Here is a 20,676-nt window from a genome sequence, read left to right as displayed (position 1 = left end):
GATTCTGTTCCGGATGCGCGGGACGCGGCTTTCGGCTAGAACAGGCGGGACCGGACGAACCCGGCTTCGCGTCGCATCCTGCGCGTGTGAAGCTGAGCGGACGGTGAAGGCGGCGCCGTCGCGCCCACGAACCTGTTCGGGGTCGACGACCGGGGCTACGGCCCCAAAGCCGCCGCCGGATTGCCGCCGCTTCTTCGCTGTGCCGCTTCTTGGGAGAACGCCATGTCGATCGCCTTCCCGGTTCCCGATCCCGAGATCGTCGCCCGGCGCGAGCAGATCATCGCGGGCCTGCGTCCCCTCGTTGCCGCCGAGGCGCTGATCACCAGCGAGGACGAGCGCCGCGCCTTCGAGACCGACGGGCTCACCGCCTACCGGCGCATGCCCCTCGCGGTGGTGCTGCCCTCCACCACCGAGGAGGTCTCGGCCGTGATGGCCTATTGCCACCGGAACGGCGTCCGGGTGGTGCCGCGGGGCGCCGGCACCTCGCTCGCCGGGGGCGCCATCGCGCAGGAGGATGCCATCATCCTCGGGGTCGGCAAGATGACCCGCGTCCTCGACCTCGATTTCGCCAACCGGACCGCGCGGGTGCAGTCCGGCATCACCAACCTCGCCATCTCGGGGGCGGTCAGCCACGAGGGCTTCTTCTACGCCCCCGACCCGTCGAGCCAGCTCGCCTGCACCATCGCGGGCAACATCGCGATGAACTCGGGCGGGGCGCATTGCCTGAAATACGGCGTGACGACCAACAACCTGATGGGCGTCACGCTGGTGATGAACGACGGCACCGTGGTGGAGATCGGAGGCGGCCATCTCGACAGCGGCGGCTACGACCTGCTCGGCCTCGTCTGCGGCTCGGAGGGGCAGCTCGGCATCGTCACGGAGGCGACCGTGCGCATCCTGCGCGCGGCCGAAGGGGCGCGGCCGGCGCTGGTGGGCTTCTCCTCGGTGGAGGATGCGGGCGCCTGCACCGCCGCCATCATCGCGGCCGGCATCATCCCGGTGGCGATCGAGTACATGGACCGCGAGGCGATCCTGATCACCGAGGATTTCGCCCGGGCCGGCTATCCGCGCGACGCCGAGGCGATGCTGATCATCGAGGTCGAGGGCTCGGATGCCGAGATCGACGACATGCTCGGCCGCATCTCGGCGATCGCGGAGGGGTTCCGGCCGACGAGCCTCAAGGTCTCCCGCTCGGAGGCCGAGAGCGCCGCGATCTGGAAGGGCCGCAAGTCGGCCTTCGGGGCGACGGGCCGGATCTCGGACTATATCTGCATGGACGGCACCATCCCGACCGGCCAGCTCGCCCACGTGCTGGAGCGCATCGGGGCGATCTGCGCCGGCCACGGCCTGCGCGTCGCCAACGTCTTCCACGCGGGCGACGGCAACCTGCATCCCCTGATCCTGTTCGACATCAACACGCCGGGCGAGATGGAGAAGGCGGAGGCTGCGGGCGACGAGATCCTGAAGCTCTGCGTCGAGGTCGGCGGCTGCCTCACGGGCGAGCACGGCGTCGGCATCGAGAAGCGCGAGCTGATGCGCTTCCAGTACAATCAGGCCGATCTCGAGCAGCAGATGCGGGTGCGGAACGTGTTCGACCCCGCTTGGCTGATGAACCCCGCCAAGGTGTTCCCCCTCGAGGGCCGGGTCGCCGCCTGAGCCCAATGCCAGCGCCGGCCCCCGCGCCCGGCAACGCGAGTCCCCGCATGACCGACGCCGTCCTCGGCCCGCCCGCCCGCGAGCCCGGGGCGGCGGCCCTGCGCCCGTCCCCCGTGACGCTGAGCGAAGCCCTGCCGGTCTGGGCCCGCATCGCGGCGCTCTCGTTCGGGGGCCCGGCGGGCCAGATCGCCGTGATGCACCGCATCCTGGTCGAGGAGCGGCGCTGGGTCTCCGAGAGCCGCTTCCTGCACGCGCTCAACTTCTGCACCCTCCTGCCGGGGCCGGAGGCGCAGCAGCTCGCGACCTATATCGGCTGGCTGATGCACGGCACCCGCGGCGGGCTCGTGGCCGGGGGCCTGTTCGTGGCCCCGGGCCTCCTCGCCATCATGGCCTTGAGCTGGATCTACGTCCTCCTCGGTCAGGTCGCGGCGGTCTCGGGCCTGTTCTTCGGCCTGAAGGCGGCGGTTCTGGCAATCGTCGCGCAGGCCGTGCTGCGCATCGGCCGCAAGGCGCTGAAGAGCCGGGTCATGGTCGTCCTGGCAGCGGCCTCCTTCGTGGCGATCTTCGTCCTCGACGTGCCCTTCCCGCTGATCGTGCTCGGCGCCGGAGCGATCGGCTATCTCGGCGGCCGGGCCGGGCTGCCGCAATTCGAGGCCGGCGGCCACGGCGCCGCCGCGGAGGATGGCGGGCCCTATCTCCTCGGCGACGACGCGCTGCCGCAGGAGCAGGCCGCGCACGGGCACGTCCTGCGGGTGCTCGGGCTCTGGGGCAGCGTCTGGCTCGCTCCCGTCGCCCTCGTGCTCGCCCTGCTGGGGCCCGGCGACGTGTTCGCCCAGATCGCGCTGTTCTTCTCCCAGATGGCGATGGTGACCTTCGGGGGCGCCTACGCGGTGCTGGCCTACGTGGCCCAGCAGGCGGTCGACCATTACGGCTGGCTGAAGCCCGGCGAGATGCTGGACGGGCTCGGGCTCGCCGAGACGACGCCGGGTCCGCTGATCATGGTGACGCAGTTCGTTGGCTTCCTGGCGGCCTACCGCTCGCCGGGATCGCTGCCGCCCCTCCTCGCCGCGACCCTCGGGGGCTTGCTCACCACCTGGGTGACGTTCGCGCCCTGCTTCCTCTGGATCTTCCTCGGCGCCCCCTACATCGAGCGGTTGCGGGGCAACCGGGCACTGGCGGCGGCCCTCGCGGCCGTCACGGCGGCGGTGGTGGGCGTCATCCTCAACCTCGCGGTCTGGTTTGCCCTGCACACGATCTTCGCCGAGCTCCGGCCCGCGGCGGCCGGGCCGATCCGGATCGACGTGCCGGTCTGGTCGAGCCTCGACCCCTTCGCCCTCGGGCTCGCCTGCGCGGCCCTCGCGGCGGTGTTCCGGTTCCGGGCCGGCATGATCGCGACGCTGGCGGCCAGCGCGGCGGCGGGGCTGCTCCTGCGCCTCGCCGGGCTGATCTGAGCCCCGGGCGCGCCCCCGGGATCGTCCCGCCTACTTCACCTGGACGCTGTCGACGACCTCGCGGAACTTCGCCAGCGTGCCCTCGCGCTGGTCCTCCCGCACCACGCCGACGGCCCGCAGGTAGCCGTCCGGGGCGAAGCGGATGGTCTGGGAGACCACCACCGGCTGGTTCGAGGGCAGGTCGGTGGCGCGCGCCACGATCTCGTGCCAGTCGACGCCGTTCTGGCGGTAGCTCTGCGAGCGCTCGATCACGAAGTCCTTCATGGTCTGGTTGGCGTAGAGCGCCGCGCGGGCGAAGCCGTCGCGCTGCTCGGCGGTGGGCGGCGGCTGCACCGCCTGGGCCAGGACCAGGATCGGCTGTTCCAGGTTCGACATCTGGTCCTTCGGCCCCTGCGTCAGCAGCACCGAGTTGCCGGCCAGCACCCGCACCGCCCGGAAGCCCGCCGGGTCGCCGATGCGGAACGGCAGCGCGTCGACCTGCTGCTCCAGGCTGAGGGCCGGCCGGATGGTGACACCCGTCACCATGCCCCGCATGGTCTCCTCGGTCTCGGCCCCGGGCAGCGCCTGGGCGATGACGAGGCCCGTCACGCTCGCGTCGCCGACCAGGAGGAGCCATTTGCGGATCGCCGGCCCGCCGGTGCTCTCGGCCGGCTGCTCGCCCGTGTAGAGCAGGGCGTCCGCGTCCCCGACCTTGATCGGCTCGCGCTTCTCCACGACGAAGCCCTGGCTCTTCAGGTTCTCGTCCGTGAAGTTCTTCTCGAGATCCGCGTAGGCCGAGGGCGGCAATTCGACCACCGAGAGGGTGGCGCCGCCCTCCTTGCGCTCGAAGCCCGCGAAGCGCCGCGAGGGCGCCATGTCGGAGGGAGGCTCGAAGCCGAAGCGCGAGCCCGACGGGTAGACCGGCTCGCCCGCAAGCCCGGCGCCCGACAGGGCCGCGAGGAAGCCGAGCGCCGCCAGCGGGCGCGCGGCGGGAAACAGGGCGTGACGCAACCGCATCGGACAGGTTCTCCGCGTGAGCCCCGGTTCGGCCTGGGCTTGTTCGGCCGCCCCGCGGGGGCCGCCTCCGATGCGATGGGTCGGCGCCTGCCGGCCCGGTGTCAAGGTGGGGCGGCGCCGCGCGGTGGGTTCACCCGCCGCAGCGTCAGGTTGCAACGTCCGCCGGAGGGCAGGAAGCCGGGCAGCAGGGCGTCCGCCGGGCCGAGGAGATCGGCCTCGGGGGCCAGAATCCGGTCGATTCCGTGGAAGATCAGGCGCGCGGGGCCGCCGATCACGACCGCGTCACCCGGTTGGAGCCGCACCGAGCGGGTCGGGTCGCCCCGCCGCAGGCCGCCGTAGCGGAACAGGGCCGGGCTCCCGAGGGAGAGCGACAGGACGGGGGCGGCCCGGTCGATCTCGTCGCGGTCCTGATGCAGCCCCATCCGGGCGCCCGGGGCGTAGAGGTTGACGAGGCAGGCCTCCGGCGGGGCCGGATAGCCGGACAGGGCCGCCCAGGCCGCGAGCGCCGTCGGGGGGATCTCCGGCCAGGGCGCGCCGGTCTCGGGATGGTGCGGCTGGTAGCGGTAGCCGGCCTCGTCCGAGACCCAGCCGAGGGCGCCGCAATTCGTCATGCGCACCGAGAAGGGCCGGCCCGTGCGGGGCATCCGGGGCGTCACGGGCGGCGCCAGCGCGAGCGCCGCCGCCACCTCGCGGGCGAGATTCGCCCGGGCCCCGGCATCGAGGTAGCCCGGATGATGGATCAGGCCGGGCGCGAGCGCGACGGCCCGCGCGGTGGCGGCCATCCCGCCGGCCTCATTCCTGATCGATGTCGCGCTCCAGCACCGTCTTCATCAGCACGGTGGTGTCGGCCTTGAGGCGGTAGACCAGCGGGATGCCGGTGGCGATCTCGAGCCCCGCGATGGTGGCGGGCGTCATCCGGTCGAGCACCATCACGAGGGCCCGCAGCGAGTTGCCATGCGCGGCGACCAGCACCCGGTCTCCCGCCATCACGCGGGGCAGGATGGTCTCGATATAGTAGGGCAGCACGCGGGCCGCGGTGTCCTTCAGGCTCTCGCCGCCGGGCGGGGGCACGTCGTAGGAGCGGCGCCACGTATGCACCTGCTCGGCGCCCCAGCGGTCGCGCGCGTCGTCCTTGTTGAGGCCCGAGAGGTCGCCGTAATCGCGCTCGTTGAGAGCCTGCGAGCGGACCACCTCGATATCGGCGAGGTCCATCTCGCCGAGGATCAGCGAGCAGGTGCGCTGCGCCCGCTTCAGGTTCGACGTGAAGGCGACGTCGAAGCCGTAGCCCTGGTCCTTGAGCCAGCGGCCGGCTTGGCGCGCCTCCTCGATGCCGAGATCCGTCAGGTCCGGGTCGCGCCAGCCGGTGAACAGCTTCTTCAGGTTCCACTCGCTCTGGCCGTGGCGAGCGAGGACGAGCAGGCGGTCCATCGGGACGATTCCTTGTGAGATCCGAAGGGCTTCGCGCCAGAAGCCGGAGGGCATTGCGCCGGCTCTAGCAGAGCCGCGACCGGCGCCCAAGCTTGGAGGCGGTTACAGGCCGAGCACGTCTGTCATGTCGTAGAAGCCGGGCGCCTGCGGGAAGGCCCATTGCGCCGCCCGCACGGCGCCGCGGGCGAAGATGCCGCGATCCTCGGCGTGGTGGCTCAGGGTGATGCGCTCCCCCGCCCCCGCGAAGGTGACGCTGTGGTCGCCCACCACCGTGCCCCCCCGCAGGGTGGCGAAGCCGATATCGCCGGGGCGGCGCGCGCCCGTATGCCCGTCGCGGGTGGAGACGCGCACCTCGGGCAGGCTCACGCCGCGGCCCTCGGCCGCCGCCTCCCCGAGCAGCAGCGCGGTGCCGGAGGGCGCATCGACCTTCATGCGGTGGTGCATCTCGACGATCTCGATGTCGAAACTCGGATCGAGCGCCGCCGCGACCTTGCGCACGAGGTCCGCCAGCACGTTGACGCCGAGCGACATGTTGCCGGAGCGTACGATGCGGGCATGGTGGGCGGCGGCCGCGAGCTTCCCCAGATCGGCCTCGGACAGGCCCGTGGTGCCGACCACGTGCACGATCCGGGCCTGCGCGGCGAGCTCGGCGAAGAACGTGGTGGCGGCGGGCGTGGTGAAGTCGAGGACGCCCTCGGCCGCGGCGAAGACCGGAAGCGGGTCGTCCGTGACCGGCACCCCGAGGGGCTGGAGCCCGGCGAGCGTCCCGGCATCCTGCCCGAGCGCGGGCGAGCCTTCCCGCTCGATCGCCCCCGACAGGGTGCAGCCCTCGGATTCCGCCACCGCGCGGATCAGCATCCGCCCCATGCGCCCGTCGGCGCCCACCACGACGAGCCGCATTGCCCCTGGCCTTCTCATCCGGTTGCGTCGGGGTGGGGTACAGGCTCGGGGCGGGGCTGCCAAGCCTCGACGGGTCTTCCGCGAGCCTCCGGCGGGACTTGTGACGCCTCCGGCGGAGCGGCCCTACTTCGCCCCGACCTGGCGCACCGACCACGTGCCCCAATAGACCGGGCGGCCGAACACCGTGGAGGCGCCGGTGCCCTCCTGGCCCGGGGCGAGGCGGTCGAGCCAGGTCAGGAAACCCGCCTTGGCCGGGAAGCTCGCCGGGGTGTCGAGGTTGCCGTAGCGGTCGGTCATCCAGAAATGCTGGCTGCGCCCGAAGCGCCCGCTGCCGTCCCCGCCGGAGCGCAGGCCGAGATAGGCCGGCGAGCGCATGGCGGTGACGGGCGCGGCAAACCAGGTCAGGCTCGCGAGCGAGCCGACGGAGAGGTCGGGAGTGTATTGCACGCAGAGATCCGCGACCGGGCCGCCCGGCGCGTTGGCGGGGCGGTTGCAGGCATAGGACACGGCCCAGCGGTCCATGCCCTTGGCCTTGGCGATCCGCACGAGGCTCTGGGCGGGCAGCGGCTCGGCCACGAGGCGCGGGGCCGACCAGACCCGGTCGCCGGCAAGGTCGCGGCTGGTGCGCAGGTACAGGCCCATGCGCCGCTTCAGCGCCGGCTCGTTGCAATCAGCCGGCAGCACATCGGTGTAGAAGTAGTGGTAGAGCTGATCGACCACGCTGATCGAGCCGACGAGGCCGTGAGTGTCGAAGCCCTGGCCGGGGCAGTTGCCGATGATGGGCTTGCCCGCCTCGTCGATCACCGCGCTCGGGCTCGGGTTGCCGGCCTCGCGGCTGCGGCGCCGCCCCCGGGGCTTGTCCTCGTCCTCGGGCAGGAACGGCGTCCAGACGAGCGCGCCATCCGCTTCCCGGCTCCCGGTTTCCTGAAGCGCCGCTTGCTTGGACGCCGCTTCCTTGCTCCGGATGTCGAACCGCTCGAAATCGAAGGTGCGCGCCTGGATCAGGACGTGGCGGTTGCCGCCCTCGGTCTGTGCGGTGGCGAGCAGGAACACGTAGTAATACTCGTCCCCCGCCCAGTCGCGGCCGGTGATCACCATCGGGTTGCGGGCCGCGATCCCCTCGGCCGCCGGCTCCGCGGCCGGCATGGCCGCGGCGGCCTCGGGGCGCCCGCGCGTGCCGCGGCGGCGCTCGCGCCGGGCCTCGGCGCGGGTCTCGGCGCGGGTCTCGGATCTGGCGACCGCCCGGGCCATCTCCCAGAGGCGGTGACGGGTCGGCGGCATCGTGGTGGCGAGCTGCTCGGGCAGGCGGCCCGAGCGCACGGAGCCGCCATCGAGGGGATTCGTCGCGCGCCGCGCCGCGCAGGCCTCGCCGCCGCGCCGGGCCTCGGCCGGCGTCTCGCCCTGGTAGACCGCCTGGAGCGGGCCCGGCGCGCCCGTGATGCCGGTGAGGCGCAGAAGCTGGACATTGCCGGCAAATTCACAGGGGCGGGGCGTGAACAACACGCCCTCGGCCTCGCCGCCGCCGCGGCAGATCTCCAGCGCCCCGCCGCCGGTGAGGAAGCAGGTCGGCGCCGCATCGCCTTGCGCCCGCGCTGGCAGCGCCCAGGCCGCGGCAGCCAGCACGGCGCCGAGGCGCAGGCCGGCGCGGGCGAGGCGGGGAGGGGACAGGAGCGCGGGGAGGGAAAGGGCGGTCGACACGACAGCCGAGTTAGCGCGCCGCCGGCCCGGGAAAAGGACCGCGCGCCGACGATGCCGCCCGAGCCGGGTCAGAGGAACCGGGACCGGCGGGCCGGAGAAGATGCGCGGGTCCCGCCGAACCGCGCGGGCCCTCAGGTGTTGTCGGTGCGCCGGGCCCGTTCGGCCCACCCGCATCAGGAGTCGCCCATGGACATCGCCGTCGACAAGGTCACCGAGATCATCCTGCGGCTGCGGGCGATCGACGTGAAGGAAGGCGAGACCGATCCGGATTCGGGCTCGAACCCGATCGACGACGGGTCCACCGACGTCCTCGTCTCGGGCACCGACGACGCCACCGAGGACGAGGTGCGCAGCATGATCGCCGGCCTCAACGACGACGAGCGGGCGAGCCTCCTCGCCCTCCTCTATATCGGGCGCGGCGACATGGAGCCGGAGGAGTGGGGCGAGGCGGTCCGCTTCGCCCGCGAGCGCGAGGCCGCCGGCGAGGGCGCCGCGCGCGAGCTGCTGGGCTCCCCGGATGCCGGCGACCTCCTCGACGAAGGCCTCGACGCCCTCGGCATCACCCCGGACCTGCCGCAGGCCTGAGGGGACGTTCCGTCGCGGGGCGACCGCCGAGAGCGTTCGTGATGGGATGCTCCCGTTCCACGCCGTCAGTCCGGGGCGCCGCGGGCGCGCCGGCAGCCCCGGCAATCAAGCGGCCCCGTCCTCCAGCATCGCGCCGGCGTTCATCACCCCGTCCGGGTCGATGCCGCGCTTCAGCGTCGCCATGAGGGCGCGCCGCGCCGGGTCGGTGTAGCGCGCCAGGAGATCGCGCTTGAAGCGGCCGATGCCGTATTCGGCGCTGAAGCTGCCGCCGAGCCCGATCGCCAGGGCGTAGAGGTCGTGGGCGATGCCGGCCTCGACCGCGCGGCTGAAGGCGAGGCGGTCCTCACCCTTGGGCACCACCAGGTTGTAGTGGATGTTGCCGTCGCCGACATGGCCGTAGAACGACAGCCGCACATCCGGCATCCGCTCCGCCAGCAGCCGGCCGGCCTGCCCCAGGAAATCCGTGAGCCGCGAGACCGGCACCGCGATGTCGTGCTTGAACGAGCCGCCCGCGTGCTTCTCGCCCTCGGGAATCGTCTCGCGGATCGTCCACATCTCCCGCCGCTGCGCCTCGGATTGGGCCAGGATCGCGTCCTCGACCCACCCCTGCTCCATCAGGCGTTCCAGGGTGCCCATCAGCACGTCGTCGAGGGGGATGCGGGCGGAGGAGGCCTGGAGTTCGAGGAGCACCGCGCCGCCCGGCCCGGTCCGGAGGCCGATCGGGGTGCCCCGCATCTCCGCGACGAGGCCGAGCGAGGAGGCCGAGATCAGCTCGAAGGTGGTGGCGAGGTCCGCGCTCTCCCGGCGCACCAGGGCGCTGATCTCGGGGAGCGGCGCACCCTCGGCGAGCTGCAGCCACGCGGTCGCCCGGAAGGATTGCGCCGGCCACAGCTTCAGCACCACGCCCGTGATGATGCCGAGCGTCCCCTCGGCGCCGATGAAGAGCTGCTTCGGGTCGATGCCGATGTTGTTCTTGCGCAAGGAGCGCATGTCGGTGAACAGGCTGGCATCCGGCAGCACCACCTCGAGGCCGAGGACGAGGTCGCGGGTCATGCCGTAGCGCAGCACCTGCAGGCCGCCCGCATTGGTGCCGAGATTGCCGCCGAGGCGGCAGCTGCCCTCGGAGCCGAGGCTGAGGGGCAGGAGCAGGTCATGCGCGGCCGCCGCCGCCTGCGCGTCGGCCAGAACCGCGCCCGCGTCGCAGGCGAGGGTGAAGTTGAGGGGGTCGATTGCGCGGATGCGGGCCATGCGCTCGAGGCTGACGACGAGCTGGCGCCGGCCGGGCTCGGGGGTGGCGCCGCCGACATAGCCGGTATTGCCGCCCTGGGGCACGAGGCCGAAGCCGTGCCGGCGCGCGAGGCGCACGAGGCCCTGCACCTCCTCCACCGCGCGCGGGCGCAAGACGGCCGGGGTCTCGCCTTGCATCAGCGCGCGATGATCGAGGGTGTAGCGCGCCAGCATGTCGGGCGCGGTGAGCACGCCTCCCTCGCCCAGCAGCGCGCGGAACGGTTCGAGGATGTCGTCGGGCATCGGCACTGTCCCTGGCAGGCACTCCGGGCCCGTCTTATCAGGCGCCGGAGGTTGGGCCGAGCCCGCGGGAGAGCCTATTGCGCCGGCTTGGCGGCCGGGGGCGCCTCGCCCGCGGGTGTCCCGGCATTCGGGGCGGCCGGCTCGGTGCCCGCCGGCAACAGCACGTTCTTGGCGACGTTGCCCTCGGGGCCGTACTCGCCCGCCACCGCGAGGCAGGCCTTCTCGCGGTTCAGCGCCATCTGGTTCGACATCAGGGCGAACATCGTCTGCACCCGGTTGCCGAAGGGACCGCGCGGGCCGACATCCTCCGAGCGGGTATTCTGCTTGGCGAGAAGCGCCTCGAATTGCTCGGTGCCGATGCGGTAGCCGCAGACATTCGAGGCGGCGAAGATGTAGGCGGCGAATTCGAGCGCGCGCGGCGCCGGCGCGTTGCGGATCTGGCTCTGCGCGGGCAGCGCGGCGGCGAGCCCCGCGGCCAGGCCGAGGGCGGGGGAGATGAAGCGGCGCATCCTGGGCGGATTCCTCGTTCTCGCGTGCGGCCTCTGCGGGACCGCTTCCGACGGGCATTCGGGATAGATCAGCCCGCCCCCCCCGCCAAGGGTCGGGGCCGCCGGCATCCCTCGGCGAATTGCCTCAGCGGGGCCCGCCCGCGGGGACGCCCGACCGCGTCATGTTGCGTCGTGGGGGCGCGACGCAACAATTCGGGGCCTAGTCCCGGGATCCTGTGACGCGCGACGCAAAACTGCGGACATGCAGCACCCTTAGAGGGAGCCCCGGGAACGGCTCAACGAAGCTGGGAGGGTTATCATGTCGATCTTCGTTCCACTGAGCTGCGTCAGCGCAGCCCTCGCGGCCGGCCTCGTGCTGACCATGGCGGGAACCGGGAATGCCCCGGCGCTCGCGGCTCCGGCCGTCACGGCTCCGGTCGCCACGGCCCCGGTCGCTGCTCCTGTCGCGGGCGCGGCCTGCCGGCAGGCCGCGTGGCCCTTCATTCCGGCCGCCTGCGCGGCCGCGGCCGGGGCGCGCCCCGTCCGGCTCATCGCCCTCGGCGAGGCGGCCCCCGCTTCGCCGGCGCGCGGGCCCGGCCTGCGCTGAGGCTCCCCGAAATCGAGGCGGTCGGCGCAATTCGACACAATCCCTGAGGCCGCCCGCAACGGGAGCGGCCGCAGGCTGCCAGCGCCCCGCCCAGGATCCGGACGTTCGCCATGTCCCACTTCTCGCAAGATCTCCTGAACGCCGATCCGGATGCCCTCGCGCGCCTGCGCCAGGTCCTGCACGGGAGCCTCGTGCCCGCCCCGGCGAGCCCGAGCCTCGCGGAGCGCTTCGGCGCCGGGCCGGGCGGGGTCTCGCCCGCAGGCGAGACCGGACAGCGCGGCCGATCCGGCGCGAAGTCTTCGCGAACGGGGCCGCGCCCCTCCAAAGCTTCGGGCCAGGGCCGCGCCGCCGCCGCCAAGGTCACGCACAAGACCCTCGTCAGCCCCTGAGCCTGCCAAGACACGACATCGCCCGCCGCCATCCCGGGTCACGGCGTCCGCGCGGGGCGGCCGGCCCGCAAAACAAGGTTTCGGCCCGCGCTTGCTCAGGCTCGTGAACGATTTACACTGGCGGCACGGCTCGGCGGATCCTCCCGGGCCTCTCCCGAAACGCCCGGCGCGGCCCTCGCTCCCGGATCGGAACGACGGGGCGGTTCGGCGTTGCGCGAGGAGCCTGGATGCGGGTCGGTCGGAAGATCCTCCTCGTCGGCGGCGTCCCGATCCTGATCGCGGCCGCGATCGCGCTGGCGGGCTGGCTGCTGCTGGCGCAGGAGGAGCGCGCCCGCGGCGGCGCCGTGGTGGCCGGCCAGGTCGACCGCGTGCTGGCCCTGGCCCGGATGGTGCGGGACGATTACGTCGAGGCGCGCGCCGCCGACCGGGCGGCGCATGCCGAGCGCTTCCTGGCGCTCACCGGGGAGGCCGGGACCGGGCTCGACGCCCTCAAGGCCTATGTCCGCACCGCCGAGCAGACCGCCCGCATCGCCTCCGCCAAGGGCGCCCTCGACCGCTACGTCGCGCGGATGCGCGCCTTCATCCGCGTCACCCGGGAGAATGACGGGCTGATCGCCGAGATGGCGACCCGCGCCGGGCGCCTGATCGACCTTGCCGACCGGGCGCGGCTGCGTCAGCAGGCCTCGAACGCCGATCTCGTCCGCTCGCTCAGCGAGAAGGTACAGCGCCTCAGCGCGACCCGCGACGTCCTGGCCGGGATCAACGACATGCGGGCCACCGCCGCCGAGATCGCCCTCGACCGCGCCCGGAGCGACCGCGCCCCGCCCGCCGAGATCGCGCGCCTGCGCGAGGCGGCCCGGGGCCTTGCCGCCGCGCTCCGGGCGCAGGGGCGCGGGCGCGAGGCGGGGGAGCTCGAGGGGCTCGCCGCCGCGGAGGCGGGCGGGGCCGCGCCCGGCCTCGCCGAATGGGGCGAGCGCCTCCTCAAGATCGATTCCTCGGGCCAGCGCACCCTGCACGAGGAGGTGGCCCAGCTCCTCACCTACGCGATCGAGGCGAACGAGACCGAGCAGGCGACGCAGAACATCGCGGTCACGACGCTCCGGCTCGGGCAGCGCACCGCCGACGCCCTGGTGCGGCGCGACGCGCCCGCCGCCGAGGCCATGCTGGCGGAGGGCGAGCGGCTCTCCGCCAAGGCCGCGGCCCTGCCGATCTCGCCGCTGATCCAGGCCGAGATGATCGATGCCGTCGACGGCTGGCGCAAGCGCCTGACGACCACCATCGATGGCCTGCGGCGCCAGACCGAGATGCTCGCCGACATGGACGGCCTCGCCGCCGCCATGAGCGCCAGCGCCCAGAACCTCAACGACGTCTTCATCGGCGATGCCGAGCGCTTCGGCGCCTCGATCCGGCAGATCCTGCTCGCGGGGGCGGCGGCCGGGCTCCTGATCGGCACTCTGGTGGCGCTCGCGGTGGCGCGCGCCATCACGACGCCCCTGCGCCAGCTCCAGGGCGACATGATCGCGCTCGCCGCCAATCCGGCGGGCGGGCTGGTGAGCGGCCTGCGCCGGGGGGACGAGCTCGGCGACATCGCCCGCGCCACGAACTTCTTCGTCACCGAGATCGCCCGGCGCGAGCAGGCCCTGCGCCGCGCCAAGGACCAGGCCGACGCGGCCCTGGTCGAGCTGCGGCAGGCCCAGGCCGACCTGATCCGCGCCGAGAAGCTCGCCTCCCTCGGTCAGCTCGTGGCCGGCGTCGCCCACGAGATCAACACGCCGCTCGGGCTCGCGCTCACCACCGCCACGGTGGTGCGCGACGAGACCCGGGGCTTCCAGGCGACGCTCGCTTCCGGCCAGCTCTCGCGCGCGCGGCTGACCCGCTACGTCGAGCGGGTGCAGGAGGGGGCGGCCCTCCTCTGCACCAATCTCGCCCGGGCCGCCGACCTCGTCCACGGCTTCAAGCAGGTGGCGGTCGACCGGGTCAGCGACGAGCAGCGGCGCTTTCCCCTCGACACCTGGCTCGACGAGCTCCTGGCGAGCCTGAAGCCGCTCCTGCGCCAGGGCGGGCACGCCGTCATCCGCACCTGCCCGCCGCTCACCGTCGACACCAATCCGGGGGCGCTGGCGCAGGTGGTCACGAATTGCATCACCAACGCGGTGGTGCACGGCTTCGCGCCCGGCCGGCCCGGGACGATCCGCGTGAGTGTGGCGGAGGCCGGCGCCGGCCTGATCCGCCTCGAGATCGCCGATGACGGGCGCGGCATCCCGCCCGAGAACCTGGAGCGGATCTTCGACCCGTTCTTCACCACCGCCCGCTCGCGCGGCAGCACGGGGCTCGGCATGCACATCGTCCACAACCTCGTCACCGCCAAGCTCGGCGGCCGCATCGCGCTGACGAGCCGGCCCGGGGAGGGCACCTGCGTGCGCGTCGAGTTCCCGGCCGCAATCGGGGCGGCGGAGCGCCCGGCGCTCGCCAAGGTCGTCGGATGATGGGGTATCGGGGGCAGGCTGCGCGCGCGAGGCGTCTCCGGCGGTTCCCGGCGCTGCTCGGCCTCTCGGCCGTCCTGGCCGGCCTGCCCGGGCCCGCGCCGGCCAAGACCCTGGTGTTCTGCTCGGAGGGCAACCCGGAATCCCTCGACCCCGCCATCGTCACCACGACGACCGCCATGAACGTCACCTGGCAGATGTTCAACACGCTGGTGGAGTTCGCCCCCGGCTCGACCGTGATCCGGCCTGCCCTCGCGCAATCCTGGAGCGTGTCGGAGGACGGGCGCAGCTACGCCTTCACCCTGCGCGAGGGGGTGCGCTTCCACGAGAATGCCCGCTTCCGCCCGAGCCGCGCGCTGAACGCCGACGACGTGCTGTTCACCTTCCTGCGCCAGTGGAAGCCCGACCACCCCTTCCACGGGCAGGGCGCGCCAGACGGCCAGGGCAGCCAGAACGGCAAGGCCGGCGGCTTCGCGTATTTCCACGATCTCGGCCTTGCCGACCTGATCGAGGCCATCGACGCCCCCGATCCCCGCACCGTCCGCTTCCGCCTCAAGGAGCCCGACGCGACCTTCCTGCCGAACCTCGCCCAGGCCTTCGCGTCGATCCACTCGGCCGAGTACGCCGCGACCCTGGCGGCGTCCGGCGCCAAGGAGGCCCTGGGGCGCGAGCCGATCGGCACCGGCCCGTTCACCTTCGCGGGCTACCGGCCCGACGTCACCGTGCGCTACCGCGCCTTCGAGGCCTATTGGCGCCGCCCCGACGCGGCCGAGCCCGGGCTTGCGCCGATCGACGGGCTGGTCTTCTCGATCACCCCGAACCCGGCCGTGCGGCTCGCCAAGCTCAAGGCCGGCGAGTGCCACGTCATGGCCTTTCCGGCCACGACCGACCTCGACCGGATCGAGGCCGACCCGGATCTGACTCTCGCGGGCAAGGCCGAGCTCAACGTCTCGTACCTCGCCCTCAACACGGCCAAGCCTCCCTTCGACGACGTGCGGGTGCGCCGCGCCGTCAACCTCGCCATCGACCGGCGCGCCATCGTGGAGGGGGCCTACGGGGCCGCCGGGCTCGTGGCGCGGGGCCCCCTGCCGCCCGGCCTCTGGGCGACGGATGCGGGCCTGCCCGAGATCGCCTTCGACCGGGCCGAGGCCCAGCGGCTGCTCGCCGAGGCCGGCCATCGCGAGGGTTTCGAGACCGATCTCTGGTATCCGCCCGTGAGCCGGCCCTACAACCCGGACGGCCGGCGCGTCGCCGACATGATCCAGGCGGACCTCGCCCGCATCGGCATCCGGGCGCGCCTCGTCACCGAGCCGTGGAGCGCCTACAGGGCCGCCCTCTACGCGGGCGTGCCGCAGACGATGCTGTATGGCTGGACCGGCGACAACGGCGACCCGGACAATTTCCTCAACGTGCTCCTCGGCTGCAAGGCGGCGGCCCCCGGCGGGGCAAATCTCGCCCGCTGGTGCGATCCCGAATACGATGCCCTGATCCAGGCGGCGAGGCGCACCGCCGCGATGCCGATCCGCAAGGCGCTCTACGCGCAGGGCCAGGCGATCGTCCTGCGCGAGGCCCCGTGGGCGCCGCTCGCCCACACCGTCGTCCACATGGCCCTCCGGCGCGGCGTCACCGGCTTCCGCATGGACCCCCTCGGGCGCCACCTCTTCGAAGGGGTGGCGCTGCGGGATTGAGCCGGCGCTCAGGCCTCGCCGGGCCGCCAGAACGGGAATACGGGCGGCTCGGCCCGCAGCCGCGCGGGCCCGTCGCGGACGATCTCGACGATCGCCCGGGCGATCTCGCGCGAGTCGCCGATCAGGTCGACCCCGCCGTCATACGCGATCGCGTTCTCGGGCATGCCCTGCCACACCCACCCGCTCGGGGCCATCACCATGGTGATCCCGCCCGCGCGGCGGATCGCGGCCAGGCCCCGCGAGCCGTCGTCGAGGGCGCCGGAGAGCACCACCCCGATGATGCGCTCGCCCCCGTGTTGGGCCACGGAGTGGAACAGCAGGTCGATGGTGCGGTTGCGATACTGGCCGGTCGGATCGTTGACGAGGGCCCCGAAGGTCCGGGCCCCCAGGATGAGATGATCGTCGGGGTCGCCGATATAGGCGGTGCCGGCCTCGAAATGCTCGCCCTGCAGCGCGACGACGACCGGGATCCGCGCGGTCCGGGCGAGGACCGCCTGCAGGTGGCTGATGCGGTCCGGCGGCCGGTGCAGCACGACGAGGACCACCGCCGCGAAGAGCGGCGGAAGGTCCGTGAGCAGCGCCGTCAGGTCGTCGAGGCCTCGGCCGCCCGAGGAACCGATCGCGACGGTCCAGGGATCCATGGCCCGCATCCCGTCATCGTAGCACGCCGACAGCGCCGCTTGACAGCGCCACGTCGCGAGGCTGCGGGCCATCGAGACGGCGCCATACGGGTCCCGCCGCGCGGGCGCGGCGTGCTAGAGCTGTTCCCGATCGCGTTGCGCCGGGACCGTCGGCCGCGCCCGTGCCGAAGCGGGCGCGGATCCCCTCTCCCGTGCGGCAGAGGGACAGGGTGAGGGTCGAGACCTTTCAGAACGAGGTGCGCCCGATCGGCGCCCGGTCGGCGATACGACCGCATGCTCCATCCTGAAGGCGCTCATCCCTCACCCCAACCCTCTCCCGCACGGGAGAGGGGGCCGGTCGCGCTGCCCGCGCCGTCATCCCGAGACCGCGAAACGGAGCCCTGGACTGACGCTGTGCTTCACCTCTCCCGTCCGGGAGTGGTCGAATCCGCGATAGCGGAACGGGTGAGGGGTGCGACTTCTCCGGACAGCGCGCACCCCTCACCCCAACCCTCTCCCGCACGGGAGAGGGGGGCCGTCGCGCTGCCCGCGCCGTCATCCCGAGACCGCGAAACGGAGCCCTGGAATGACGCTGTGCTTCACCTCTCCCGTCCGGGAGAGGTCGAGTCGGCGCGAGCCGACCGGGTGAGGGGTGCGACTTCTCCGGACAGCGCTCATCCCTCGCCCCAACCCTCTCCCGCACGGGAGAGGGGGTCCGTCGCGCCGAACCGGACCGGGGCTGCCTATTTTCCAGCCCGTTGCAACGCGATCGGGCGCGGCTCTAGATCATGGGGATCGGCGGGCGCCGGCCCGCCACCGGAGCCGCCCCATGTCCGCTGCCCAATCGCCCGACGCGTCCCCGCCCCTCCTGCGGGAGGATTGCGACGGCGTCGCCACGCTGACGCTGAACCGGGCGCCGGCCCGCAACGCCCTCTCGATGGCCCTGATGGCGGCCCTGCAGCAGGCCCTCGACGGGATCGCCGCCGACCCGCGCATCAGGGTCGTGATCCTGAAGGGCGCCGGTCCGGCCTTCTGCGCCGGGCACGACCTCAAGGAAATGCGGGCAGATCCCGGGCCGGCGGCGGTCGAGGCCGTGTTCCGGGCCTGCTCGCGGCTGATGCTGACGATCACGCGCCTGCCCCAGCCGGTGATCGCGCAGGTGCACGGCATCGCCACGGCGGCGGGCTGCCAACTCGTGGCGACCTGCGACCTCGTCGTCTGCGCCGCGGACGCGCGCTTCGCCACGCCCGGCGTCCATATCGGGCTGTTCTGCTCGACCCCGATGGTGGCCCTGTCGCGGGCGGTCGGCCGCAAGGCGGCCCTCGAGATGCTTCTCCTCGGCGACCCGATCGACGGGCCCGAGGCGCACCGCATCGGCCTCGTCAACCGCGTGGTCCCGGGGGCGGAACTGGAGGGGGCGGTCCGCACCATGGCCGAGCGGATCGCCGCCAAGTCCGGCCGCGTCCTGGCGATCGGCAAGGAGGCCTTCGCGGCCCAGTGCGCGCTCGATCTCGAGGAGGCCTATGCCTACACGGCCGGGGTGATGACCCGGAACATGATGCTCGACGACGCGGCCGAGGGCATCGACGCCTTCCTGCAAAAGCGCGCGCCGCGCTGGAGCGCCTGAGGGAGCGCTCGGTGCCGCCCAGGGCAGGACCCTCGCGAGCGGTAAGCCTGGGGGCTGAACACCGGGCTAGGGGGTGGTGGGACCCCGCCGGGACGGATCGTCAACGGAATTCACAGTATTCCCCGCGCCTTCGTCCCGCTCCGCTCACCGATCCTTAACCACGCGGGCGCGATCCTCGCTCTCCGACCGCGCGAGGTTCCGATGGTATCGCCGAAGCTGCAGACGGACCGGAGGACGGAGACGCCCCCCGTCCCGCCCCTGAGCGCCAGTGTGCGTCGCCATCTCGGCCGCAGCCTGCAGATCTTCTACGCCGAGGCCCTGTCGGCCCCGGTCGGAACCCGCCTCGAAGCGCTCATCGCCCGGCTCGATCCGCGCAAATCCTGACGGCAGGTCCTCGCGGCAAATCCTGATCGCAAGTCCCGATCGCAAGGCCTGATCGCAAATCCGACGGCGCGTCCCTGTGCTGAGATCGCGAAACGCCCGGACTGGCCCCCGCCAGCCGGGCGTTTCGCGTTGCGGACCGACGATCAATCGAGGGCGACGGCGACGAGGGAGAACAGGCCGGCAAGCATGAGATTGCCGGCGAGGACGAGGATGATCACGGTCATGTCTGGGTGTCTGGCCTGAAGAATCCTGGGGCGCGCAGCGCGCCGGCGCCTTCTAGCGGCAAGCCGGGCGTCGCGCCCGTGATTCCGGGTCACGCCGAGGCCTGATCGCGCGACAAGGTCGACGGCGATGCAGCCGTGCCACGCCTGGTGCGGTCCTGGCGCCACACAGGGGCGGTCGCGCGCGCGCCACGCGCCGGCCGCCGGAACCGCCGCGATTCGATTCAGGTTTGATTCAGGATGATGACGGCCCCGGCGACCGGAGGGGAGCGGCCATGATGGCGTCGGTCGGCGAAGCGGTTCTGGCCGCCTCCAGCCGTCTCGGCCGGGGCGCCCCGCTCTCCGCGGCGGCCGCCGACGCGCCCCTGGCCACCGACGGCTCCGCGCGCCCCCAGCCTTCCCTCGGGACGCCGGCCCGCGGCCCCGAGACCCAACTGCAGGACCGGTTGACCGAGGCCGTCGCCACGGCTCTGCGGGAGGCCGGATATCCGAAGGCCTGATTCTCGGGCCGGCCTGGCTGGCGCCCCGGGCGGTACGAGCTCCGCCCGCGTCCGGCGCAGGGGGGACATGCTGGCCGCTTCAAAAGCACGTTCTTTCTAAAGAACTCCTGAGAAACTATCAATTCCTTCTCCGGGTTGAGGGGCAGAAGGGGAGAACCTTTCCGATCGGCCCTGCTAAAAGGGGTTCTGCGAGAGAATCGTGATCGAGTTCGGCCGAGCGGCGGGGGCTTGGTCGGAACCTTCGCTTGACAACGTTCTTTAAAACGAACGACAACCGGGGCCGTGGAAGATCGGCACGCCTGCTCTCCCGCATCCGGACGAACGTGACAGGGCTATCAGACGTGAGCGAGCACAGCATGACGGGGATTGGCCAGATCGGGCGGACGAGCCTCCGGAGCGCAAAATTCCTCCGGAGCGCAGGCCTCCTTGCCTTCGCGGCTGCCGTCGTGGCCGGCCCGTTCAGCGCTCCGGCGCGGGCCGAGAGCGCGCTTCTCAACGTCTCGTACGATCCGACGCGCGAGCTCTACCGCGACATCAACGCGGCCTTCGCCGAGGACTGGAAGGCCAAGACCGGCGAGGTCGTGACGGTGCGCGCCTCGCATGGCGGCTCGGGCGCGCAGGCCCGGACGGTGATCGACGGCGTCGACGCCGACGTGGTGACGCTCGGCATCCCCTCCGACATCGACGCGATCGCGCGGCTGACCAAGAAGATCCCGGCCGATTGGCGCGAGAAGCAGCCCAATCAGGGCCTGCCCTACACCTCGACGGTGGTGTTCCTCGTCCGCAAGGGCAACCCGAAGGGCGTCAAGGATTGGGACGACCTCGTGAAGCCGGACGTGAAGGTCATCACCCCGAACCCGAAGACCTCGGCGGGCGGGCGCTGGAACTTCCTCGCCGCCTGGGGCTACGCCTACAACAAGGACAAGGACACCGAGAAGGCCAACGCCTTCGTGGGCCAGATCTACAAGCAGGTCCCGGTCCTCGACACCGGCGCGCGCGGCTCCACCATCACCTTCGCGCAGCGCGGACTCGGGGATGTGCTGCCGACCTGGGAGAACGAGGCCTATCTGGTCTTCGAGGAGTTCGGGCGCGACAAGTTCGACGTGGTGGTGCCGCCGACCTCAATCTACGCCGAGCCCCCGGTCGCGCTCGTGGACGCCAATGTCGACCGCAAGGGCACCCGCAAGCAGGCCGAGGCCTATCTCGCCTTCCTGTACACGGACAAGGCGCAGGCGATCTTCGCCAAGCACCATTACCGGCCCCTCAAGCGCGCGGCGGCGGCGCCCGCGGATCTTGCTCTGCTTCCGGACGTTAAGCTGTTCAAGATCGAGGATCTTCAAGGCAGCTGGGACGAGATCCAGAAGAAGAACTTCGACAACGGCGGCCTGTTCGATCAGCTCAGCCGTGCGGGGCGCTAGGAGCAGG

General features: G+C 72.5%; 20 protein-coding genes. 11 read left to right on the top strand and 9 right to left on the bottom strand.

The window, feature by feature from the left end; genetic code table 11:
• Positions 1-222: 222 nt before the first annotated feature.
• A complete protein-coding gene (locus F6X53_RS18615) occupies positions 223-1,656 on the top strand; it encodes an FAD-linked oxidase C-terminal domain-containing protein (protein WP_151001690.1) in 1,434 nt (477 codons plus the stop codon).
• 47 nt (positions 1,657-1,703) lie between these two features.
• The gene (gene chrA / locus F6X53_RS18610) at positions 1,704-3,107 is read left to right on the top strand and encodes a chromate efflux transporter (protein ID WP_151001689.1); all 1,404 of its coding nucleotides are present in this window, start codon (positions 1,704-1,706) and stop codon (positions 3,105-3,107) included.
• Between the two features lie 30 nt (positions 3,108-3,137).
• Here chrA and F6X53_RS18605 read toward each other — a convergent pair whose 3' ends face one another.
• The 5 genes from F6X53_RS18605 to F6X53_RS18585 all read right to left on the bottom strand — a co-directional run bounded on the left by F6X53_RS18605 (position 3,138) and on the right by F6X53_RS18585 (position 8,129).
• Positions 3,138-4,103, bottom strand: a complete 966-nt coding sequence (locus tag F6X53_RS18605) for a hypothetical protein (protein ID WP_151001688.1) — start codon at positions 4,101-4,103, stop codon at positions 3,138-3,140.
• Positions 4,104-4,204: 101 nt separating this feature from the next.
• Positions 4,205-4,885 (bottom strand): alpha-ketoglutarate-dependent dioxygenase AlkB, encoded by a 681-nt coding sequence (locus F6X53_RS18600; protein WP_151001687.1) that lies wholly within the window; start codon positions 4,883-4,885, stop codon positions 4,205-4,207.
• Positions 4,886-4,895: 10 nt separating this feature from the next.
• Positions 4,896-5,531: a 2,3-bisphosphoglycerate-dependent phosphoglycerate mutase gene (locus tag F6X53_RS18595; protein ID WP_151001686.1), complete on the bottom strand. Its 636-nt coding sequence runs from the start codon at positions 5,529-5,531 to the stop codon at positions 4,896-4,898.
• Positions 5,532-5,633: 102 nt separating this feature from the next.
• Positions 5,634-6,431, bottom strand: a complete 798-nt coding sequence (dapB, locus tag F6X53_RS18590) for a 4-hydroxy-tetrahydrodipicolinate reductase (RefSeq protein WP_151001685.1) — start codon at positions 6,429-6,431, stop codon at positions 5,634-5,636.
• A gap of 123 nt (positions 6,432-6,554) precedes the next feature.
• Positions 6,555-8,129 carry a hypothetical protein gene (locus F6X53_RS18585; RefSeq protein WP_244965592.1) on the bottom strand — a complete coding sequence of 525 codons (1,575 nt, stop codon included), beginning with the start codon at positions 8,127-8,129 and terminating at the stop codon, positions 6,555-6,557.
• A 186-nt stretch (positions 8,130-8,315) separates the two neighbouring features.
• Here F6X53_RS18585 and F6X53_RS18580 point away from each other — a divergent pair, with 186 nt between their 5' ends.
• Entirely contained in the window at positions 8,316-8,714 is a 399-nt protein-coding gene (locus F6X53_RS18580) for a DUF3775 domain-containing protein (protein WP_151001684.1), read from the top strand.
• 105 nt (positions 8,715-8,819) lie between these two features.
• On the opposite strand, the gene F6X53_RS18575 is transcribed toward F6X53_RS18580, so the two are convergent.
• Both F6X53_RS18575 and F6X53_RS18570 read right to left on the bottom strand, forming a co-directional pair.
• On the bottom strand, positions 8,820-10,244 hold the full coding sequence (locus F6X53_RS18575) for an FAD-binding oxidoreductase (protein WP_151001683.1): 1,425 nt from the start codon (positions 10,242-10,244) through the stop codon (positions 8,820-8,822).
• A gap of 74 nt (positions 10,245-10,318) precedes the next feature.
• A complete protein-coding gene (locus tag F6X53_RS18570; protein ID WP_151001682.1) occupies positions 10,319-10,753 on the bottom strand; it encodes a hypothetical protein in 435 nt (144 codons plus the stop codon).
• A gap of 298 nt (positions 10,754-11,051) precedes the next feature.
• On the opposite strand from F6X53_RS18570, the gene F6X53_RS18565 reads away from it, so the two are divergent.
• The 4 genes from F6X53_RS18565 to F6X53_RS18550 all read left to right on the top strand — a co-directional run bounded on the left by F6X53_RS18565 (position 11,052) and on the right by F6X53_RS18550 (position 15,899).
• On the top strand, positions 11,052-11,339 hold the full coding sequence (locus F6X53_RS18565) for a hypothetical protein (protein ID WP_151001681.1): 288 nt from the start codon (positions 11,052-11,054) through the stop codon (positions 11,337-11,339).
• Between the two features lie 110 nt (positions 11,340-11,449).
• Positions 11,450-11,728 carry a hypothetical protein gene (locus F6X53_RS18560; RefSeq protein WP_151001680.1) on the top strand — a complete coding sequence of 93 codons (279 nt, stop codon included), beginning with the start codon at positions 11,450-11,452 and terminating at the stop codon, positions 11,726-11,728.
• Between the two features lie 227 nt (positions 11,729-11,955).
• Positions 11,956-14,214, top strand: a complete 2,259-nt coding sequence (locus F6X53_RS18555) for a sensor histidine kinase (RefSeq protein ID WP_151001679.1) — start codon at positions 11,956-11,958, stop codon at positions 14,212-14,214.
• Positions 14,211-15,899, top strand: a complete 1,689-nt coding sequence (locus F6X53_RS18550) for an ABC transporter substrate-binding protein (protein WP_244965591.1) — start codon at positions 14,211-14,213, stop codon at positions 15,897-15,899. Before F6X53_RS18555 ends, F6X53_RS18550 begins: the two co-directional genes overlap by 4 nt.
• 8 nt (positions 15,900-15,907) lie before the next feature.
• Here F6X53_RS18550 and F6X53_RS18545 read toward each other — a convergent pair whose 3' ends face one another.
• Positions 15,908-16,540, bottom strand: coding sequence for a chemotaxis protein CheB (locus F6X53_RS18545; protein WP_238298637.1), 633 nt, complete (start codon positions 16,538-16,540; stop codon positions 15,908-15,910).
• Between the two features lie 808 nt (positions 16,541-17,348).
• On the opposite strand from F6X53_RS18545, the gene F6X53_RS18540 reads away from it, so the two are divergent.
• Positions 17,349-18,146 (top strand): enoyl-CoA hydratase, encoded by a 798-nt coding sequence (locus F6X53_RS18540; protein WP_151001677.1) that lies wholly within the window; start codon positions 17,349-17,351, stop codon positions 18,144-18,146.
• Between the two features lie 201 nt (positions 18,147-18,347).
• Complete coding sequence (locus F6X53_RS18535) at positions 18,348-18,530, top strand: hypothetical protein (protein ID WP_151001676.1); 183 nt, start codon at positions 18,348-18,350, stop codon at positions 18,528-18,530.
• A gap of 143 nt (positions 18,531-18,673) precedes the next feature.
• On the opposite strand, the gene F6X53_RS32490 is transcribed toward F6X53_RS18535, so the two are convergent.
• A complete protein-coding gene (locus F6X53_RS32490; RefSeq protein WP_191970892.1) occupies positions 18,674-18,847 on the bottom strand; it encodes a hypothetical protein in 174 nt (57 codons plus the stop codon).
• A 179-nt stretch (positions 18,848-19,026) separates the two neighbouring features.
• Here F6X53_RS32490 and F6X53_RS18530 point away from each other — a divergent pair, with 179 nt between their 5' ends.
• Entirely contained in the window at positions 19,027-19,251 is a 225-nt protein-coding gene (locus F6X53_RS18530) for a hypothetical protein (RefSeq protein WP_151001675.1), read from the top strand.
• Between the two features lie 356 nt (positions 19,252-19,607).
• Positions 19,608-20,669 carry a sulfate ABC transporter substrate-binding protein gene (locus F6X53_RS18525; protein WP_151001674.1) on the top strand — a complete coding sequence of 354 codons (1,062 nt, stop codon included), beginning with the start codon at positions 19,608-19,610 and terminating at the stop codon, positions 20,667-20,669.
• The last annotated feature ends 7 nt before the right edge of the window (positions 20,670-20,676 follow it).

Origin of the sequence: Methylobacterium soli (genome assembly GCF_008806385.1) — a bacterium.
In the GTDB taxonomy this organism is placed as follows: Bacteria; Pseudomonadota; Alphaproteobacteria; order Rhizobiales; family Beijerinckiaceae; genus Methylobacterium; species Methylobacterium soli.
This window is presented reverse-complemented; position numbering and strand designations above follow the sequence as displayed.

Coding starts and splice junctions, on each gene's coding strand:
- F6X53_RS18615 (WP_151001690.1), top strand. CDS start 223: ATGTCGATCGCCTTCCCGGTTCCCGATCCCGAGATCGTCGCCCGGCGC.
- chrA (WP_151001689.1), top strand. CDS start 1,704: ATGACCGACGCCGTCCTCGGCCCGCCCGCCCGCGAGCCCGGGGCGGCG.
- F6X53_RS18605 (WP_151001688.1), bottom strand. CDS start 4,103: ATGCGGTTGCGTCACGCCCTGTTTCCCGCCGCGCGCCCGCTGGCGGCG.
- F6X53_RS18600 (WP_151001687.1), bottom strand. CDS start 4,885: ATGGCCGCCACCGCGCGGGCCGTCGCGCTCGCGCCCGGCCTGATCCAT.
- F6X53_RS18595 (WP_151001686.1), bottom strand. CDS start 5,531: ATGGACCGCCTGCTCGTCCTCGCTCGCCACGGCCAGAGCGAGTGGAAC.
- dapB (WP_151001685.1), bottom strand. CDS start 6,431: ATGCGGCTCGTCGTGGTGGGCGCCGACGGGCGCATGGGGCGGATGCTG.
- F6X53_RS18580 (WP_151001684.1), top strand. CDS start 8,316: ATGGACATCGCCGTCGACAAGGTCACCGAGATCATCCTGCGGCTGCGG.
- F6X53_RS18575 (WP_151001683.1), bottom strand. CDS start 10,244: ATGCCCGACGACATCCTCGAACCGTTCCGCGCGCTGCTGGGCGAGGGA.
- F6X53_RS18570 (WP_151001682.1), bottom strand. CDS start 10,753: ATGCGCCGCTTCATCTCCCCCGCCCTCGGCCTGGCCGCGGGGCTCGCC.
- F6X53_RS18565 (WP_151001681.1), top strand. CDS start 11,052: ATGTCGATCTTCGTTCCACTGAGCTGCGTCAGCGCAGCCCTCGCGGCC.
- F6X53_RS18560 (WP_151001680.1), top strand. CDS start 11,450: ATGTCCCACTTCTCGCAAGATCTCCTGAACGCCGATCCGGATGCCCTC.
- F6X53_RS18555 (WP_151001679.1), top strand. CDS start 11,956: ATGCGGGTCGGTCGGAAGATCCTCCTCGTCGGCGGCGTCCCGATCCTG.
- F6X53_RS18550 (WP_244965591.1), top strand. CDS start 14,211: ATGATGGGGTATCGGGGGCAGGCTGCGCGCGCGAGGCGTCTCCGGCGG.
- F6X53_RS18545 (WP_238298637.1), bottom strand. CDS start 16,540: ATGGATCCCTGGACCGTCGCGATCGGTTCCTCGGGCGGCCGAGGCCTC.
- F6X53_RS18540 (WP_151001677.1), top strand. CDS start 17,349: ATGTCCGCTGCCCAATCGCCCGACGCGTCCCCGCCCCTCCTGCGGGAG.
- F6X53_RS18535 (WP_151001676.1), top strand. CDS start 18,348: ATGGTATCGCCGAAGCTGCAGACGGACCGGAGGACGGAGACGCCCCCC.
- F6X53_RS18530 (WP_151001675.1), top strand. CDS start 19,027: ATGATGGCGTCGGTCGGCGAAGCGGTTCTGGCCGCCTCCAGCCGTCTC.
- F6X53_RS18525 (WP_151001674.1), top strand. CDS start 19,608: ATGACGGGGATTGGCCAGATCGGGCGGACGAGCCTCCGGAGCGCAAAA.